This is a genomic window from Streptomyces sp. UC4497 (assembly GCF_054871485.1).
The window spans coordinates 248,317-264,785 of sequence record NZ_JBTYHB010000004.1; the positions used below are offsets into that span (position 1 = coordinate 248,317).

The 16,469-nt window shown below is 71.1% G+C and carries 11 protein-coding genes; 4 read left to right on the forward strand and 7 right to left on the reverse strand.

The features are described 5' to 3' along the window. Positions 1–72 precede the first annotated feature (72 nt). Together ACYSUO_RS08335 and ACYSUO_RS08340 are read left to right on the forward strand one after the other, a co-directional pair. Positions 73–2,100 (forward strand): FAD/NAD(P)-binding protein, encoded by a 2,028-nt coding sequence (locus ACYSUO_RS08335; protein ID WP_461775393.1) that lies wholly within the window; start codon positions 73–75, stop codon positions 2,098–2,100. Next, complete coding sequence (locus tag ACYSUO_RS08340; protein ID WP_461775394.1) at positions 2,097–3,584, forward strand: nitrosuccinate lyase; 1,488 nt, start codon at positions 2,097–2,099, stop codon at positions 3,582–3,584. Before ACYSUO_RS08335 ends, ACYSUO_RS08340 begins: the two co-directional genes overlap by 4 nt. Before the next feature lie 83 nt (positions 3,585–3,667). On the opposite strand, the gene ACYSUO_RS08345 is transcribed toward ACYSUO_RS08340, so the two are convergent. Continuing rightward, complete coding sequence (locus ACYSUO_RS08345) at positions 3,668–5,713, reverse strand: SpoIIE family protein phosphatase (RefSeq protein WP_461775395.1); 2,046 nt, start codon at positions 5,711–5,713, stop codon at positions 3,668–3,670. Positions 5,714–6,017: 304 nt separating this feature from the next. Between ACYSUO_RS08345 and ACYSUO_RS08350 the strand changes: the two genes are divergently transcribed. After that, the gene (locus ACYSUO_RS08350; RefSeq protein WP_461775396.1) at positions 6,018–6,224 is read left to right on the forward strand and encodes a hypothetical protein; all 207 of its coding nucleotides are present in this window, start codon (positions 6,018–6,020) and stop codon (positions 6,222–6,224) included. 53 nt (positions 6,225–6,277) lie between these two features. Here ACYSUO_RS08350 and ACYSUO_RS08355 read toward each other — a convergent pair whose 3' ends face one another. Together ACYSUO_RS08355 and ACYSUO_RS08360 are read right to left on the reverse strand one after the other, a co-directional pair. Next, on the reverse strand, positions 6,278–7,561 hold the full coding sequence (locus tag ACYSUO_RS08355; RefSeq protein ID WP_461775397.1) for an MFS transporter: 1,284 nt from the start codon (positions 7,559–7,561) through the stop codon (positions 6,278–6,280). A 41-nt stretch (positions 7,562–7,602) separates the two neighbouring features. Further along, positions 7,603–10,332: a family 78 glycoside hydrolase catalytic domain gene (locus ACYSUO_RS08360; RefSeq protein ID WP_461775398.1), complete on the reverse strand. Its 2,730-nt coding sequence runs from the start codon at positions 10,330–10,332 to the stop codon at positions 7,603–7,605. 110 nt (positions 10,333–10,442) lie between these two features. On the opposite strand from ACYSUO_RS08360, the gene ACYSUO_RS08365 reads away from it, so the two are divergent. After that, a complete protein-coding gene (locus ACYSUO_RS08365; RefSeq protein WP_461775399.1) occupies positions 10,443–11,051 on the forward strand; it encodes a TetR/AcrR family transcriptional regulator in 609 nt (202 codons plus the stop codon). A gap of 55 nt (positions 11,052–11,106) precedes the next feature. On the opposite strand, the gene ACYSUO_RS08370 is transcribed toward ACYSUO_RS08365, so the two are convergent. The 4 genes from ACYSUO_RS08370 to ACYSUO_RS08385 form a co-directional block, all read right to left on the reverse strand. Then, positions 11,107–12,192 (reverse strand): hypothetical protein, encoded by a 1,086-nt coding sequence (locus ACYSUO_RS08370; RefSeq protein WP_461775400.1) that lies wholly within the window; start codon positions 12,190–12,192, stop codon positions 11,107–11,109. 159 nt (positions 12,193–12,351) lie between these two features. After that, positions 12,352–13,239: a geranyl diphosphate 2-C-methyltransferase gene (locus tag ACYSUO_RS08375; protein WP_461775401.1), complete on the reverse strand. Its 888-nt coding sequence runs from the start codon at positions 13,237–13,239 to the stop codon at positions 12,352–12,354. 16 nt (positions 13,240–13,255) lie between these two features. Then, positions 13,256–14,593: a family 2 encapsulin nanocompartment cargo protein terpene cyclase gene (locus ACYSUO_RS08380; protein ID WP_461775402.1), complete on the reverse strand. Its 1,338-nt coding sequence runs from the start codon at positions 14,591–14,593 to the stop codon at positions 13,256–13,258. A 54-nt stretch (positions 14,594–14,647) separates the two neighbouring features. Then, positions 14,648–16,066 carry a family 2B encapsulin nanocompartment shell protein gene (locus ACYSUO_RS08385; protein ID WP_461775403.1) on the reverse strand — a complete coding sequence of 473 codons (1,419 nt, stop codon included), beginning with the start codon at positions 16,064–16,066 and terminating at the stop codon, positions 14,648–14,650. Between the last annotated feature and the right edge of the window lie 403 nt (positions 16,067–16,469).

A 16,469-nucleotide genomic window follows, 5' to 3' on the forward strand; every position in this document is an offset into this window, starting at 1 on the left:
CCCTGATCGAGCGTACCGTTCGATGGTTGCTGGGGAAGCCACCCGTCCCCGACTGCCGAGCGGAGTGCCCTTGTGAGCAGCGGACGCATGGAAGTGTGCCTGGTCGGCGCCGGACCACGCGGGCTGTCCGTGCTGGAACGGATCTGTGCGCAGGAACGCAGGGCGCCGGGCCGGCAGCGGATCGTCGTCCACGTGGTCGATCCGGGGCCGCCTGGCTCGGGCCAGGTATGGCGCGCCGATCAGCCCCGCCACCTGCTGATGAATACCGTCGCCTCCCAGGTCACGGTGTACACCGACGCCAGTGTCAGGATCGCCGGGCCCCTGGAGGAGGGGCCGAGTCTCCACCAGTGGGCCAAGGCCCTCGGACCCAGCGCCCTGACCGCGCAGTCGGGGCAGCCCTACGACGACGAGACGCTCGCCGAGGCCCGCGACCTCGGGCCCGATACGTACTCGACCCGAGCCCTGTACGGCCAGTACCTCAATTGGGTGTTCCGGCAGGTTGTCGCGAACGCGCCCGTCCACGTCACGGTCCGCGTACACCCCCAGCGGGCCGTCGCCCTGGACGGCACCGCGACACAAGCGCAGGCCGTGACGCTCCAGGACGGCACCCGGCTGAACGGACTGTCTGCCGTGGTCCTCGCACAAGGGCATGTGCCCGCCCATCCGACCACGACCGTACGGCAGTTGACCGCCTTCGCCGCGGACCACTCCCTGACGTACATCCCCCCGGCCAACCCCGCCGACGTCGACCTGTCAGCCGTCGCACCCGGCGAGAGCGTGCTGCTGCGAGGCCTCGGCCTGAACTTCTTCGACTACATGGCGCTGTTCACACACGCCCGCGGCGGCGTCTTCCGGCGCGAGAACGGGCGGCTCGTCTACCACCCCTCGGGGCGCGAGCCGCGCCTGTACGCAGGGTCCCGGCGCGGCGTGCCCCACCAGGCGCGCGGCGAGAACCAGAAGGGCGCCCACGGACGGTATCTGCCCAGGCTGCTGACAGTCGACCACATCACGGCGCTGCGTGGGGCCCCGGGAAAGCGCAGGCTCCACTTCCGCCGTGACCTGTGGCCACTGATCGACAAGGAAGTGCGCAGCGTCTACTACGAGGCCCTGCTCGCCGGCCGTGACGGCCCGGACGCCGCGGCCGCGTTCGCCGACCGTTACCTGCGGGCCGAACCGGGCCCCGCAGAGGATGCCCTTCTCGACGCGGCCTGTGTCGCGCCCGGTGAGCGCTGGGACTGGGATCGCGTCGCGGCCCCGCTCGGTACCCGGGACTTCGCCGACCCGGCCGACTTCCGGGCGTGGCTCCTCGACCACCTCGGCGAGGACCTGCGCCAGGCCCGCGCGGGCAACGTGGGCAGCGCCCTCAAGGCCGCCCTGGACGTCCTGCGGGACCTGCGCAACGAGATACGTCTCGGCGTCGACCACGGCGGCCTCGACGCCGCCTCGCATCGCGACGAACTCGACGGCTGGTACACGCGGTTCAACGCTCATCTGTCGATCGGCCCGCCCGCGTCTCGCGTCGAGGAGATGGCCGCGCTCATCGAGGCGGGCATCCTCGACGTCGTGGGGCCCGGGCTGCAGGTGAGCACCGACCCGGACGGCCCCTGCTTCGTCGCCACCTCCTCTCGCGTCCCCGGCGTCCGGGCGCGCGCCACGGCCATGATCGAGAGTCGGCTCCCCGACATCGACGTGCGCCGCACCGCCGACCCGCTGATGCGGCAGTTGCTGCGCACCGGCCAGTGTCGCCCGTACCGCGTACCCGGCGGCCCCGGCGAGGACTGTGTGGACAGCGGCTACGAGACCGGCGGGCTCGATGTCACCGAGCGTCCCTACCGACTGCGCGACGCCCAGGGCCTGCCGCACCCACGGCGGTTCGCCTACGGCGTGCCCACCGAGTCCGTGCACTGGGTGACCGCGGCCGGCATCAGACCCGGCGTCGGCTCCGTCACTCTGGAGGACTCCGACGCCATCGCGGCGGCCGCCCTCGCGCTGCCAGAACCCGGCTCCGAGTCCGGCGAGCGGGACCAATTCACCACCGAGGCGCGGCTGTTGGCCACGGCGCGGCCCGCCGCCGACACCAGCGCGGGGGCAACGGCATGACCACGCAGGACATGACTTCGCGCGCGCATCTGGACGCCGGGCTGCTCAGCCCGGTCCGCGCGGGCACCCCCGTCGAGGCGGCCGTCGGCGACAGCGCCTGGCTGCAGGCCATGCTCGACGCCGAGGCCGCCCTCGTGCGTGCGCAGGCCCGCTGCGGCACCGTGCCCGCAGCTGCCGCCGAGGCGATCACGACGCTCGCGCGGGCGGACCTTCTAGACGTACGCGAACTCGCCCTCGCCGCGCGGGAGACGGCCAACCCCGTCGTGGGACTCGTCAAGGCGCTCACCAGGGTGGTGGCCGAGCAGGCGCCCGAGGCGGCCGAGTACGTGCACCGCGGCTCCACCAGCCAGGACGTGTTCGACACGGGCGCGATGCTGGTGGCACGCCGTGCGTTGCGCCTGATCGTCGCCGATCTGCGGACCACCGCCCGGTCCCTGGCCGCGCTGGCGGTCACGCACCGCGACACGGTGATGGCGGGCCGCACGTTGGCGCTGCACGCCGTACCGACCACGTTCGGGCTGAAGGCAGCGGGCTGGAGACAGCTGGTCCTGGAGTCGACGGAGCGGCTGGAGCGGGTCGCGGACACGCTGCCGGTGTCGTTGGGCGGGGCCGCGGGGACGCTGGCGGGCTATCTCCAGTACGCGGGGGAGGGGAGAGGCGAGGGGACCGGACAGGGAGGCGGTGTGCCGGCCGTGCTCGACGATCTGACCGTCGCCTTCGCCGGTGAGACGGGACTCGCCGTGCCCCGGCTGCCCTGGCACGCGCTGCGTACCCCGGTGGCCGACCTCGGGGCCGCGCTCGCCCACACCGTCGGTGCGCTCGGCAAGATCGCCGCCGATGTGCTGGTCCTGTCCCGCACCGAGATCGGTGAGGTGAGCGAGCCCGGCGGCACCGGGCGTGGTGTGTCGTCGGCGATGCCGCACAAGCGCAACCCCGTCCTCGCGACGCTGATCCGCTCCACCGTGCTCCAAGTGCCCGCTCTCGCGTCGGTGCTGACCCAGTGCCTGGCCACCGAGGACGAGCGGTCCGCGGGTCTGTGGCACAGCGAGTGGCAGCCGCTGCGCGAGTGCCTGCGGCTTGCCGGGGGCGCCGCCCACACCGCCGTGGAGCTGGCCCGCGGGCTGACGGTCCACCCGGAACGGATGCGGGCCAATCTCACGGTGACCGGCGGGCAGATCGTCTCCGAGCGCTTCAGCGCCGTCCTCGCGCCGCGCCTCGGTAGGGAAACGGCAAGGGAACTGCTCACCCGTGCGTCGGCGCGGGCGGCCGCCGAGGCGCGACCGCTGGCCGACGTACTGGCCGAACTGCCGCAGCTGAGAGGCGTGTTGACGCCCGGGGAAGTCGGCGCGCTGATCGATCCGGCCGGCTACACGGGCGTGGCCGCGGCGCTGGTCGACCGGGCCGTGGCGGCCGACCGGACACCCACAGCGCCTGCACTCAACCCTCCACCGGTCCCTTCACACTCAGGGGTCGAAGATGGCTAGCACGGACACCGATATCGCCGTCGACACCGACGTCGTCATCGTCGGAGCGGGTTCTGAAGTCCGAAGTCACCTGTGCCTGTGGCTCAGCGCTCGCGCTCCTGCGTGCATGGCGGCGAGTCGGCCGTGACGCGGAGGCCGATGATGGCGATGTCGTCGCGGCGCTCGCACGGCAGGGTGAGCAGCTCCTTGATGAGGGTCGCGAGCGGCAGCTCCTGGGAGGTGAGGTCGGCGGCTCGGGCCGCCAGCCGGTCGAGCCCGTCGCCGATGTCCTGCCCGGGTGTCTCCACCAGGCCGTCGGTGTAGAGCAGCAGGGTGTCTCCCGTCCCGAGCCGTTCGTGCCACTCACCGCGCTGCGCGCCAGGTGCCACGCACAGGGGCAGGTCCGGGCCGTCAACGCCGGTGAGATAGCGCGGGGCCCCGTGGCCGGCCGGAATGAGCAGGGGCGGGAGATGCCCGGCGTTGGACAGGACCGCATCCCGGCCGCCGCCCTCGGTCGGCGTGAGCACCGCGTGGAGGATGGTGACGTACGGACTGGTGCCGAGGCCCTGTGTCACCTGGTCCAGGCGGCTCAGTGTCCGGGCGGGGCTCGTGGGGTCGTCGTAGGCGAAGCCGCGCAGCATGTTGCTGACCTTGCCCATGGCTGTGGCGGCGTTCAGGTCGTGCCCGGCGACGTCGCCGATCGTCAGGGTCAGGGATCCGTCGCGGCAGGCCGTGGCGTCGTACCAGTCACCGCCGATCTCGGCCCTGGAGCTGGCGGGCTGGTACACCGCCGCCAGCTCCGCACCGTCGACCTGGGGAGGAGCGGTCAGGAACGAGCGCTGGAGGGCCAGGGCGGTGTCACGCACATTCTGGAGTTCGAGCGTGCGTGACACGGGGCCCTGAGCCCGGTGGAGGATCTCTTGGAGGAGCTCGATGTCCGCATCGCTCGGTGGCGGATTGCCCTGGCAGGTCGCCGCCGCAGCGAGGGCCACCGTCCGCTCGTCCACGACGATCGGCAGCAGCGTCAGGCTCGTGCCCTCGGCGCGGGCCAGCCATTCCCGTGTCGGCCCGGAGAGCAGGCCGTCGGGCGGTCCGCCGGCCGGGAACCTGATGACCTGGGCCCGGCGCTGCTCGATCGCCTGCTCGGCCAGCGGGCCGAGAACGAAGTCGCCCGCGAGCGGAGCGATCGGCGGAAGGTTCGGGGAGCGGGCGATGCGTACCCGGCTGGTGAGGTGGAGGCCGGAGCCGGCATCGCGCCCGGTGGGGCCGCCGCTCTGGAGCTGGAAGACGGCGAAGGCATCGACGAGGTCGGGCACCACGGCCGATGCCGTGCCGGCGAACAGTTCCGCGAGGTCACCCGCCACGGGCTCGGCCGCCACCCTTGCGAGCAGCCGTTCCCGCATCTGCCTGTGCCACTGCTCCTCGGCGTCACTCACCGTGCCGATCCACTCGAAGAGCTCGCCGTGCCTCAGCACCGGCACCGCAATGATCTTCACGTGGCGGTAGCCGCCGGTGTCATCCGCTGCGCGTACGCGAATCTCCGCGTCGAGGAGCGACTGGCCGCTCGCGGTGGCCTGCCACTGCGACTCGAACCACGCGCGGTCCTTGGGATGCACGGCGTCCATCCATGAGCCGTTGCCGTCCGGGTTCCACAGGCCGCCGCTGCCCTGCCCGAACCGGCCGACCAGCGCCGACACGCTCCCGTCCCTGTCCATCAGCCAGACCACGTGCGGGATGGCCGACAGCAGGGCCTCGTAGCGCCTGACCGCATTCGCGGGAGACTCGTGCCCCTCTTCCCGCACCCCACCACCGGCACCGAGCGCGCGCGTCGTGATGCGCGCGACCAGCATCAACGTGGCAGGCCCGCACCAGATCCGCACCGGGATGCACGTCACCACACACGCATGGTTGGCCGCGCCTTCGGCGCCAGTGCCGGGGACATCGACCAGGACGGTCGATTGCTCCGTCCCGGCAAGATCCAGGGCACGCAGCACGGGCCGCAGGGCGGGCCCCGCAAGGGCGACGCCCGCTTCCTGCCCCACCCGCCAGAAGCCGAACAGCTTCTCGAACGGCTGATTGCGCTCCCTCAGCCGGTGAAAGGGCCCTGTGGCCAGCCCTGCCCCCACGGTCGCCGCCTGGAGACTCTCCAAGTCAAAGACGGGACCCGGGCTGAGAGCGGCGTCCTCTTCCACCCCACCATGATCCCCTGAGAAGACGGAATGAGCAGCCGTACGCGCGGCGGGGAAGGGCACCGTTGGCGGCGCGATGCCCTGCGACGGCGGGTTGACGGCATGCACCCCGATTCCGCTCCGCGAGCACCACTCGTCCACCATGACGGCTTCACATCGGCACGTTCGCTCACGGAGTGCATCCGGATTCACTCGTGCGGGGCCGACGAGATAACGGTTTCGCCGGGGCACGCGCCCGCGTACGGGGCACAGTCGTTTCCCGGGTATGAGCCACGCACTGCACGATGAGCCCCTCGCCGAGCTGTCCGCCCCGTACTGGATCGACTCACCCCTCCTCCAGCACGGCCTCGGCTCCTGCTCCTGCGTCCGCACTCCGGCGCCGCCGCACCTCTACGCGACGCTGCGCCTCATCGCGGCCGGTCTGGTCAGTGGTGTGCTCGTCGTGGTGCTGGCGGTCGCCGTGATGGGGTAGGGCGCGGTCGGCCCGCCGCGGATACGAGGCCCGGTCGCCGCCGGTGCGGGTGGCTATCGGACCCCGCGGATGGGGATGACGGCCAGGGCCCCGATGACGGCGGCGACCGCACCCGCGCCGAACAGGGCCGTGTAGTTCTGCGGGGCCGCGGCCGAAGCGCCGATCGCGAGGAGGGTCGGGGCGATGGCGGGGACGACCGAGGACGGCAGGGACATGGCGAGGTTCATGATGCCGAGGTCCTTCGCGGTGTTGTCCGGGTCGGGCAGGACCTCGGTGATCAGGGCGAAGTCGACCGCGAAGTAGATGCCCTGTCCCAGGCCGGTGACGGCCACGGCGACGAGGAACGCGGGGAAGTCGCCGGCGAGTGCGGTGAGGACGAGTCCGGCGGCGAACAGCACCGCGGAAGTGATGACGAAGGGTTTGCGCCGGCCGACCTTGTCGGAGAGTTTTCCGGCGAGCGGTGAGAAGAGGACGGCCGTGCCCGTGCCGACCAGGGACGCCATGAGGACGCTCGTGCCGACGGTCGCCGGATCGATGTGGTGGACCGTGATCAGGTAGAAGGCCTGGTAGCCGTTGACGCTGGAGACGCCGAAGAAGATGCAGAAGCGGCTGAGCCAGGCGAGCCCGAAGGCGGGGTGCCGGACCGGGTTGACCCAGAACGTCGTCAACGTCATCCGGAGCGTGACCCGCGGGCGTTCGGCGCGGCCGATCGGCCGGTCGGTGATGAACGCCGCGAGGACGAGCGCCGAGACGATGCCCAGGGCGGTGGGGTAGAGGACCATGAGCCCGAGGTCCGGCTGGCCGAGTTGGGCCAGGAAGATGCCGACCACGGCGCCGATGGGGGCGCCGAGTCCGATGGCCGCGGACGCGGGACCGCGCCGCTCGGCGGGCAGTTGGTCCGGGACGATCGCGTTGCACGCGACGAGGGCGCAGACCGCGCCGATGGACAAGGTCACGTAGGCCAGCGCGAGAGTCGTGGTCGAGCGGGCGACGACCTCCAGCGCGCCACCGATGGCCATGACGACCGCCCCGATGAACAGGTAGGGCCTGCGGCGGCCGAATCGCGACGCGGTGCGGTCGCTGAGCCGGCCGACCAAGGGGTAGCCCACGAGTTGGGCGATCCCACCGGCCGTGACGGCGGCGGAGAGCACGGTCGTGGCGCGGGCGCTGTCGATGCCACCGGCCGCTATGGACAGCGTGAGGATCGATGCGGCGAGCAGGACTCCGTTGAGGGAGCCGACCGCGAGGCCGAGAACGGGGATGAAACCGCGGCGTGGGCCCGTGCCGTTCGTGTCGCGGGCGTTCGTCGGGGTGAGTGGAAGTGCGTTGGCGGTCATCGGGAACTCCTTTGTCCGAAGCATGACCGTGGGGTGTGGTGCTACTTCCTGCCGTGCTCCTGCGCGGGCAGGGAGACGTGCAAGTAGTGGGTGCCGGGGGCGAGTTGGACGGAACGTCCGGCTGCGACGAGGGTGGCGTCCACGCCGTGCGGTATCTCGGTGTGGATCGCGGCGACACCGGCGGTGACGGTCCAGCCGACGTGGAGCGGGCCGTACGGTGTCCACACCTCGGCGTCGGCGTGGTTCAACGGGCCGGTGAGGTCGGGTTCGATCGACGTCGACCGGAAGCCCGGGGCGGTGGCCCGGATGCCGGCGATGCGGCGGTAGAGGAAGTCGTCGACGCAGCCGAAGGCGTAGTGGTTGAAGGAGACCGCGCGGACCGTGCCGTCGGGTGTGATGGCGTCCCACGCCTCCCAGACGGTGGTGGCGCCGCGGTCGACCTCGTACAGCCAGGACGGGCACTTGTCCTGCCACAGCAGGCGCCGCGCGAGGTCCGCGTGGCCCGCGTCCCAGAGCACATCGAGCAGATACGGGACCGAGAGGAAGCCGGTGTCCAGGCGATCGCCGCGCTCGGCGATGAGGTGGACGAGGTGGTCGACGAGCAGCGGGCGTTGCGCGGCCGGGACCATGTCGAAGGCGAGGGCCAGGACGTACGGGCCTTGCAGGGCGACGGGGAGGTGTCCCTCGGCGTCGACGTATTCGGCCGCGAAGGCCGCGCGAACCCGTGCGGCTTCGTCGCGCAGCCGCGCGGCGAGGTCGGGGCGGCCGAGCGCGGCGGCGGACCGGGCGGTGACTGTGAGCGTCTGCGCCTGGAACATCGGCGCGATCAGCTCGGCCGTCAGCTTCGGCGCGATGCCGATGGCCTCGTGGAGGGGGCGCCCCTCCAGGGTGCTCGGTGTGAGCCAGTCGCCGAAGTGCTCACCCGCGTTGTAGAGCAGTGCCTGGCGGGTGTGTCGTTCAGGTGTGAGGGCGGTGTCGCGCAGCCGCTCGGGCAACTCGGCGGCGCGGCTGCGCTGGTGGTCGATCCAGCGCAGCGCGGCATCGAGTGTGTCGGCCAGCACCCGCCGGTCGCCGTAGCGTTCGTAGAGCACCCAGGGCACCAGGGCGATGGCGTCGCTCCACCCGGCGCAGGCCTTGATGGAGCCGAACCCCTCTGCGGCGTCCGCCAGTTGGTCGTCGTAGGCCGAGCGGGGCGAGAGGATCGGGATGCGTCCTTCACCGTCCTGGTCCGCGCGCAGGTTGTCCAGCCATCGGGTCAGAAACGGGGCGACGAGCGCGTTGTTGGCCGCCGCGGGGGCGAAGACCTGGATGTCCCCGGCCCATCCGGCCCGCTCGCGCTGCGGGCAATCCGTGGGTACGGACAGGAAGTTGGCGCGCTGACTCCACACCACGTTGCGGTGCAGCCGGTCGAGGCGCTCGTCGGACAGGTGCAGGGATCCGGTCTGCGGCAGATCGCTGGAGAGCACCACCGCGCGCAGGTCGTCCAGGTGGGGCGGGTCCTGGACTCCGCGCACCCGTACGTAGCGGAAGCCGTGGAAGGTGAAGGACGGTTCGTAGGTCTCGGTGGGGCGGCCGGCGGCGGCGTAGGTGTCTCGCTGCTCCTTGTTGATGCCCTCGATGTTCTCGAACCAGCGGCCGTCCGCGTCCAGTGTCTCGGTGTGTTCGAGCGTGACGGTGTCACCCTCGCCCGGCGCGCGCAGTGTGATCCTGACGCGGCCCGCGATCACCTGCCCGAAGTCGGCGATCCAGCCGCCGTCGGGGTCCGGAACGACGGACAGCGCCGGCAGTTCGTCGACGCGGCGGACCGGTTCCCCGGCGAAGGGAACGAGCACGCCCGGGTCGGCCGGCTCGGTCTCGACCGGGTTCCAGGTGGTGTCGTCGAAACCCGGCGTGCTCCAACCCGGGTCGTGCAGACGGGCGTCGAAGCACTCGCCGATGAAGAGATCCGCGTACGTCCACGGTCCTTCGGCGGAGACCACATCACCGTCGGAGGTGACACGGTGGCGCTGCCCGTCCGTGGTCTCGACGTGCAGCTGCCAGAGCGCGCCGGTGGTGGCACCGAACTGGGCGCTCGACCCCGTCAGCCCGATCCGCCCGGCCCACCAGCCGTCCGCAAGGGCCACACCCAGGATGTTGTCGCCGCGGCCGAGCAGGTCGGTCACGTCGTAGCACTGCACGGAGAGGCGGGAGGTGTAGCTGTCGAAGCCGGGAGCCAGGACCTCGTTGCCGACGCGTCGGCCGTTCAGCTCCGCGGTGTAGATGCCGCGGGCCGTCATGTACAGGCGGGCTCGGGCCACGGGAGTGTCCAGATCGAAGCGCTGCCGCAACAGGCGTACCGGTACGAGGCGTTCGCTCGCCTCCCGTTGCGGGCGGCGGCCGGTGACCCAGTCGAGCAGCGTCCACCGCTCGATGTCCGTGGGGCGCGCCTTCGGCAGTACCCACCTGGCCGTCCAGTCGCCTTCGGACAGCAGCGCGCTTCCGAACCGGGCGCAGGCCCAGCCGCTCACCGCCCCGTCCGTGTCCCAGACGCGCACGCGCCACTCGTAGTCGGTGTCGGACCGCAGGCGCAGACCCGGCACCTCCACGAGGTGACACTCCCGGCTGGGCACACGCCCTGTGTGGGCGACGAGTTCACCGGCCGCGCGGACCTCGATCTCGTACGCGGACTGCTCCCGGCCTGGCACCCAGGAAAGGCGCGGGTACGGCACGGCGACCGCGAGGGCGGCGGGCTGGTACTCGACGGTCAGGCGGGTGACGGGTGCTGCGACCACCGGCGGCTCCTTCGTGACATGCCTCGTCGGGTGGCGAGAACGAAAACCGAAAGTACTCGGGTTTCAACGAAAAGCCAATGGGTTCGGTTTTCGGAGGTAGTCTGCGATGCATGAGCGAGTCGAGACGCCGTGGCAGCTACGCCGTGGGGCGGGAGAGAAGGGACCGCATCGTCGCGACGGCCGCCGAGCGGTTCGCGACGGCGGGGTATGCGAACACCTCGATGACGGGCATCGCCAAGGAAGTGGGCATCACGGCGACCGGCCTGCTGCACCACTTCCCGTCGAAGCAGCACCTGCTGCTCGCGGTCGCCGAGCACCGCTTCGATGTCGCGGCCGCGCTCGTGGACTCCTCGGCCGACGCCGACGGGGACGCACTGATCGACGCCCTGCTCGCGGTCACCCGGCGATTCGTCTCCGAGCCGGGACTCATCGAACTGTTCGTCACGCTGAGCGCCGAGGCGGCGGACCCCTCAAGCGCCGCACACGAGCTCTTCGCGGCCAGGTACCAACGCACGATCAGTGAACTCGCGGCGCGCTTCGAGGCGTGTGCCCGGAAGGGTTTCTTCCGTGAGGACGTCGACTACGAGGCCATCGCGCGGGAGTGCGTCGCTGTCTCCGACGGCCTTCAGTTGCAGTGGGTCCTGTCCGGCGGGCGCATCGACCTGCTCGCCGACATCGGGCGGCACCTGGAGCGGCTCGCCGAGTCACTGCGCCCATGATGCATCGGGTCGGCGAGGGGCGGGGCGGGCGCCCGGTGGACGCGCCGCCCCCGATTCACGACCGCACAGCGGTCCCGCACTTGTCGTCCCCGGCGCCGCCCACCCGCTCGTCCATCGCGACGCTCCGGTCGTAGGGGTCGACCACGGGGCCGTCACCGGGGTCGTGCTCGTCGGTGAAGGACGGGGTGAGGTAGCCGGTGTAGGTCTCGCAGCCGGCGTTGGTGGTGTCCACGCGGTTCGAGACGACCGAGAAGGTGCCCGGCTCCGTGACCACCTTCGCCGGGTCGTGCCAGTTCATCACCACTTCGCGGCGGACGATGACGCGCGTGACACGGTCGTCGCCGGTCTCCGCGCTCATCACCGGGTACACGTACGTGACGTCGGTGGTGACCTCCAGCGCACCCTTGTCGCCCGCGCGGTACGTGATGCGGCCCCGGGTCTTGACCACGTCGCCGGCCGGCTCGACCTTCGTCGCGTCGAAGCGGCTGAACAGCACGAGCGGGTTGTACTTCTCGCTCGGCGCGCTCAACGACCGGTCCAGGAAGGCGCGTTCCTTCGGCTGGTGGGGGTTGATGAGGGCGATGGCCTCGGCGGGGTGTGCGCCGCGCAGCACTGCCGGGTCCAGGCTGGACGCGGCGAGGAAGTCCCGGGAGCGTTCGAGGGCCCGGGCGACCTGGGCCTTGCTCATCCAGCCGGTGGCCCGGGCCGCTGGCACGGTGATCCCGGCCGTTCCGGAGGCCCAGCGTGCGGCGGGGGAGCCCCTGAACGGGTCGGCCGGCGTGGGGCGTTCGGCCGACCCGGCCGAAGGCGGCGCCGCTGCGAGCGGTGTCGTCTCGTCGGAGGAATAGTTGGACTCGAACCAGTCCGTCACCCGCCCCGGGGCGAGTGCCACGACCACCACGGCCAGGGCCGCCACCAGGCCGAGTACGTACCAACCCGTGCGGCGGCGCGGCCGGGCCGGCTGGTGCGATCGCCACGGCTCGGGCCGGGCGTCCTCCTCCTGCAAGCGACGTGTCACCATGCGGGCGCGCGCCGACGGCTCCTTCGGTGCGTCCCGCACACCGTCCTCGGACTCTTGGAGGAAGCGCTCCCAATCCTCGTCGGACAGCGACGAACCGCCCTGATCCCCACCCGGATTCACTTGTGAACTCCCCTTCTGTCGTGCCGTGTCAGTGGCGGCCGGTCCCTCCCCAGGGCCGGCCGCCGTCGACGGATCATGGCACAGGCGCGAACGCCGGGTGACACCGAAGGGGGGTGGAGCCGTCCTCGAACGGCCCCACCCCCTTCGGCCAGGGAACGGTCAGACGCGGTCCGCCGCGATCAGCAGGTACTGGAACGAGCCGTCCCTGTACGAGTTGATGAACGCGTCCTCGATGCCTGTCACCAGCGATGACGTGGCCCGCAGCTCCCAGTACGGGAGTGTGTCGGGTGTCAGGTCGATGACGGTCTGCGGCACCAGGCGGTTGTCGGCCATCGCGCGCAGGTACTCCCGGCGCGAGTGGATGTTGCACTCGAAGTGCGCGTTGATCTGGGACACCCACTTCGAGGGCTGGCCGTACCGCGGGTTCCAGCAGCCGGTGATGGTCACGTAGCGGCCACCGACCTCCAGGATGCGGGAGTGCTCGGCGAACAGGTCGTGCAGATCGACGTACATGGTCGACTCGTTGTTCCACGACGCCGAGATCTGCCCGGTCTCGAACGGGGTGGACAGCATGTTGCAGACCTGCGCCCTGACGTGGTCCTGGATGCCGAGTTCCTCGGCCCGGCCGTTGGCGAAGTCGGCCTGCTTGGCCGAGAGCGTGACTCCCTCGACCTTGCTCCCGAAGCGCTGGTGCGCCATCACCATCGAGCCGCCGCGGCCGCAGCCGGCGTCCACCAGGGTGTCGTCGCGTCCGATGTCACCGAGGTGCCCGAGCAGGAACTCGGCCTGAGCCGACTCGAGGCGGTGCAGCTCGGCGATCAGCTTCTGCTCGTTCGCGTCACCCGTCCCGTCGCCGAGCGCGGTGTGGTCGACGGCGCCGATGCCGTAGTGGTGGTGGTACAGACCGTCGACATCGCCGAGCCGCAGGTTGACCGGCCGGGCCTCGCCGTCCCAGTAGCGGGCGATGTCCCCCTGGTAGGGGGTGGCGGGCCCGGGGATGTACGGGGAGGTGGTCTGGGCCGTGGCGGTGAGTTCGGTGCTGGTCACTGATGTGTCCTATCTCTTACCAGAAGTCGGGCAGGCTGTAGCGGTAGGTGTTGTTCTGGTGCCATTGGTGGTTGCCGTCGACCCACGCCGCGACGCCCCGCAGGAAGCGCTGGACGGTCGGGAGCGGGCAGGCGGCGGCCAGGGCCGCGGCCTCTGTCTCGAAGGCGTGCATGAGTTCGTTGTGGACCTCGACCGACTTGAGGTAGGCCTCCTTGTCGGACAGGTCCTCGCGTTCCGCGATCACGACCGGCAGGTTCAAGTGCCGCCCGGGAGCGTCGAGTTCCTTCGTGTACGAGTACAGGTCGTTGACGATGGTCGTCGCGTTCCCCGCGAGCGCGATGACCTTCTGCATGTCCGGCAGGGCGTGCAGATCCGCAGGCAGTTCGTAGCCGCCGACGGTGTCGGTGATGGTCGGGCAGGGACGGAAGTTGTTGAACTGGCGCATCGCCAGGTACTCCCACACCTCCGGTACGTGGTCGTGCTCGGACCAGGCCGCTTCGGCGAGGTAGCCCATGTGCAGCCGGGCCATGTCGTGCCGGTAGCGGTCGGCCTGCGAGGCGCTGCTCGCCTGGACGAAGTACTCCATGGCGGAGCGGTAGGCGCGCCGGGGCGCGTCCGCGTAGAGCGATTCCGTCCACTGCGGCTGGTACTCCCGCGTCGTGAACAGCGGGTCGAGCGTGGTGTGCGCGAGCAGGAGCCGGGAGCCGAGGCCGACGGGCGAGCCACCGTGGTCCTCGCAGTAGCAGTCGTCCAGCGCGTTCTCGGCCATCATCAGCCGGGTGGCGATCATGACGTGGTCGACGGTGGGTGCGTCGGGGTGGCAGCCGACCATGTAGCTGCCCACGGAGAACCCGTCGAACTCCTCCTCCCAGTCGTCGGGGTACAGATCGACCTCGTCCAGCGCCCAGGTCTTGATCCGGCGGCCGACCTCCGCGACGCGTACGGGATCGGGATCGGGCACCGGATGGTGGTACAGGCCGGGAACGGGCCGGCCCTTCGCGGTACTCGGCGCCGGAGCCGGGTCCGACGGACTCGGCTCCGCCCGCGGAGTCAGCCGCAGGCCCGCCGTGCCGAGGCCGCTGGGCCCGCGCAGCAACCGCTCCAAGTCGAGGCCCGCGGGCGGGACTTCGGCCGCCGGTGTCTCTACCACCGGCGCCTCGACCACCGGCACCGGGGCCGTCGGCACCTCGACCGGGGGTGCCTCGGCGACGGGCGGGGCCACTCGGGGCGTGCCGCCCGTGACGGCACTGATGTCACGGGCGCGGGCCGCGGCGTCGGCCAGTACCTGCGCCCCGAAGCGGGAGGCCGCTTCCGGCAGGCTCGACTGCGGAGGTGTCGGCTCAGGCGGGGGCATCCATGTCTCCTTGAGGGCTCCTTGGTGGGGCGGTCGGCCGAAGGTCCTGCTCCGCTACCTGCTGGGCCAGCGGCCGATCTGCACGTTCTCCAGCACACCGACCGCGTCCGGCACGAGGATCGCGGCGGAGTAGTAGGTGCTGACGAGGTACTTGGTGATGGCCTGGTCGTCGACGCCCATGAACCGGACCGACAACCCCGGTTCGTACTCGTCCGGCAGCCCGGTCTGGTGCAGGCCGACGACACCCTGGTTGTCCTCGCCGGTACGCATGCACAGGATCGAGCTGGTGCGCTCCTTGGTGACCGGGATCTTGTTGCAGGGCAGGATCGGCACCCCGCGCCAGGCCGGCACCTGCTGGCCGCCGAGGTCCACGTGGTCGGGGTAGAGCCCGCGCGCGTTGAACTCGCGGCCCATCGCCGCGATCGTGCGGGGGTGTGCCAGGAAGAACTTCGAGCCGCGGCGGCGGCAGAGCAGCTCGTCCAGGTCGTCCGGGGTGGGCGGACCCGAGTGCGGCTGGAGGCGCTGCTTGAAGTCGGCGTTGTGGAGCAGGCCGAACTCCCGGTTGTTGACGAGCTCGTGCTCCTGGCGCTCGCGCAACGCCTCGATGGTGAGCCGGAGTTGCTCCTTCGTCTGGTTCATCGGCTCGTTGTAGAGATCGGCGACCCTGGTGTGCACCCGCAGGATCGTCTGGGCGGCCGAGAGCTCGTACTCGCGCGGCTTCGCCTCGTAGTCGACGAAGGCGCCGGGGAGTTCGTGCTCGCCGACGTGTCCGGCCGACATGGGGATCTCGGCCTCACCGCGGTGGTTCTGGCCCCGGGTCGCGAGCGACTTGAACTCGTCGATGTGCTCCTGAAGGTGCGGCGCCGCGGACAGCACGGCCGCGAAGTCGGCGCGCGACAGCGTGAGCAGGGTGCCCGAGGTCTCGGCGACCGCGGTCTGCTCCCACCGGGCGTCCTCGTCCAGCAGTGCGTTGTCGCCGAAGCGGTCGCCGTCGGCGAGGACGTCGAGCGCGACCTCGTCGCCGTACTCGCCCTCGGAGAGCTGGCTGATGCGGCCGTGGGCGATCAGGTGGAGCTTGTCCGCCGGTGCCCCGCGCTCGACCAGTGTGTCGCCGGCCCGGAAGTCGCGCTGCACGCACCGGTCGGCGAGGGTGGTGAGCACCTCGACGTCGTCGAAGCCGCGCAGCAGCGACAGTTCACCGAGTTCGCGGGGGATCACCCGGACGTCGCCGCCGTCCTGGATGAACTCGATGGTCCCGTCGCCGACGGTGTAGGTCAGGCGGCGGTTCACCCGGTAGACGCCGCCCTTGGTCTCCACCCAGGGGAGCATCCGCAGCAGCCACCGCGAGGTGATCTCCTGCATCTGCGGTGCGGACTTGGTCGTGGTGGCGAGGTTGCGGGCGGCCGCCGTGCCGAGGCTGGTCTGCTGCGGCGGTACCGACGCGGTTTCCGGCGTGGTCGAGTCAACGGTCATCGGGTGAGCTCTCCTTGGTCGGGCGAAAGCGCGCATGCCCGTAACAACGGGACAGAAGAAGGAAAGAGGGATATGTCTGAGGCAATGCGTCCAGAACCTGGATCACCGTAAGGGCCGCCTCGCCCGCCCGGCCAAGGGAAGCCGGTGACATTAACTCGATGCGATGATCAAGGCCGCGCGGTGTTTGCCCGGCCACCGATGGATCTCGGCCCGTTTCCGTGGTGTGTCCCCGCGGATGCCGGCCCGTGCTCACGCGGCAGCAGGGTGTCGCGGCATCGCAAACCCGATGGAAGTCGGCCAGCAGCCCCAGAGGTCCTCATTGCGGACTTTGCACGGGGCAAGGTAATGGCGGCACGGCCGGGCAGGAACCCACCCGCGCGCCGCAGCGGGCCATCGCGTTACC

Coding starts and splice junctions, on each gene's coding strand:
- ACYSUO_RS08340 (WP_461775394.1), top strand. CDS start 2,097: ATGACCACGCAGGACATGACTTCGCGCGCGCATCTGGACGCCGGGCTG.
- ACYSUO_RS08350 (WP_461775396.1), top strand. CDS start 6,018: ATGAGCCACGCACTGCACGATGAGCCCCTCGCCGAGCTGTCCGCCCCG.
- ACYSUO_RS08355 (WP_461775397.1), bottom strand. CDS start 7,561: ATGACCGCCAACGCACTTCCACTCACCCCGACGAACGCCCGCGACACG.
- ACYSUO_RS08365 (WP_461775399.1), top strand. CDS start 10,443: ATGAGCGAGTCGAGACGCCGTGGCAGCTACGCCGTGGGGCGGGAGAGA.
- ACYSUO_RS08380 (WP_461775402.1), bottom strand. CDS start 14,593: ATGCCCCCGCCTGAGCCGACACCTCCGCAGTCGAGCCTGCCGGAAGCG.
- ACYSUO_RS08385 (WP_461775403.1), bottom strand. CDS start 16,066: ATGACCGTTGACTCGACCACGCCGGAAACCGCGTCGGTACCGCCGCAG.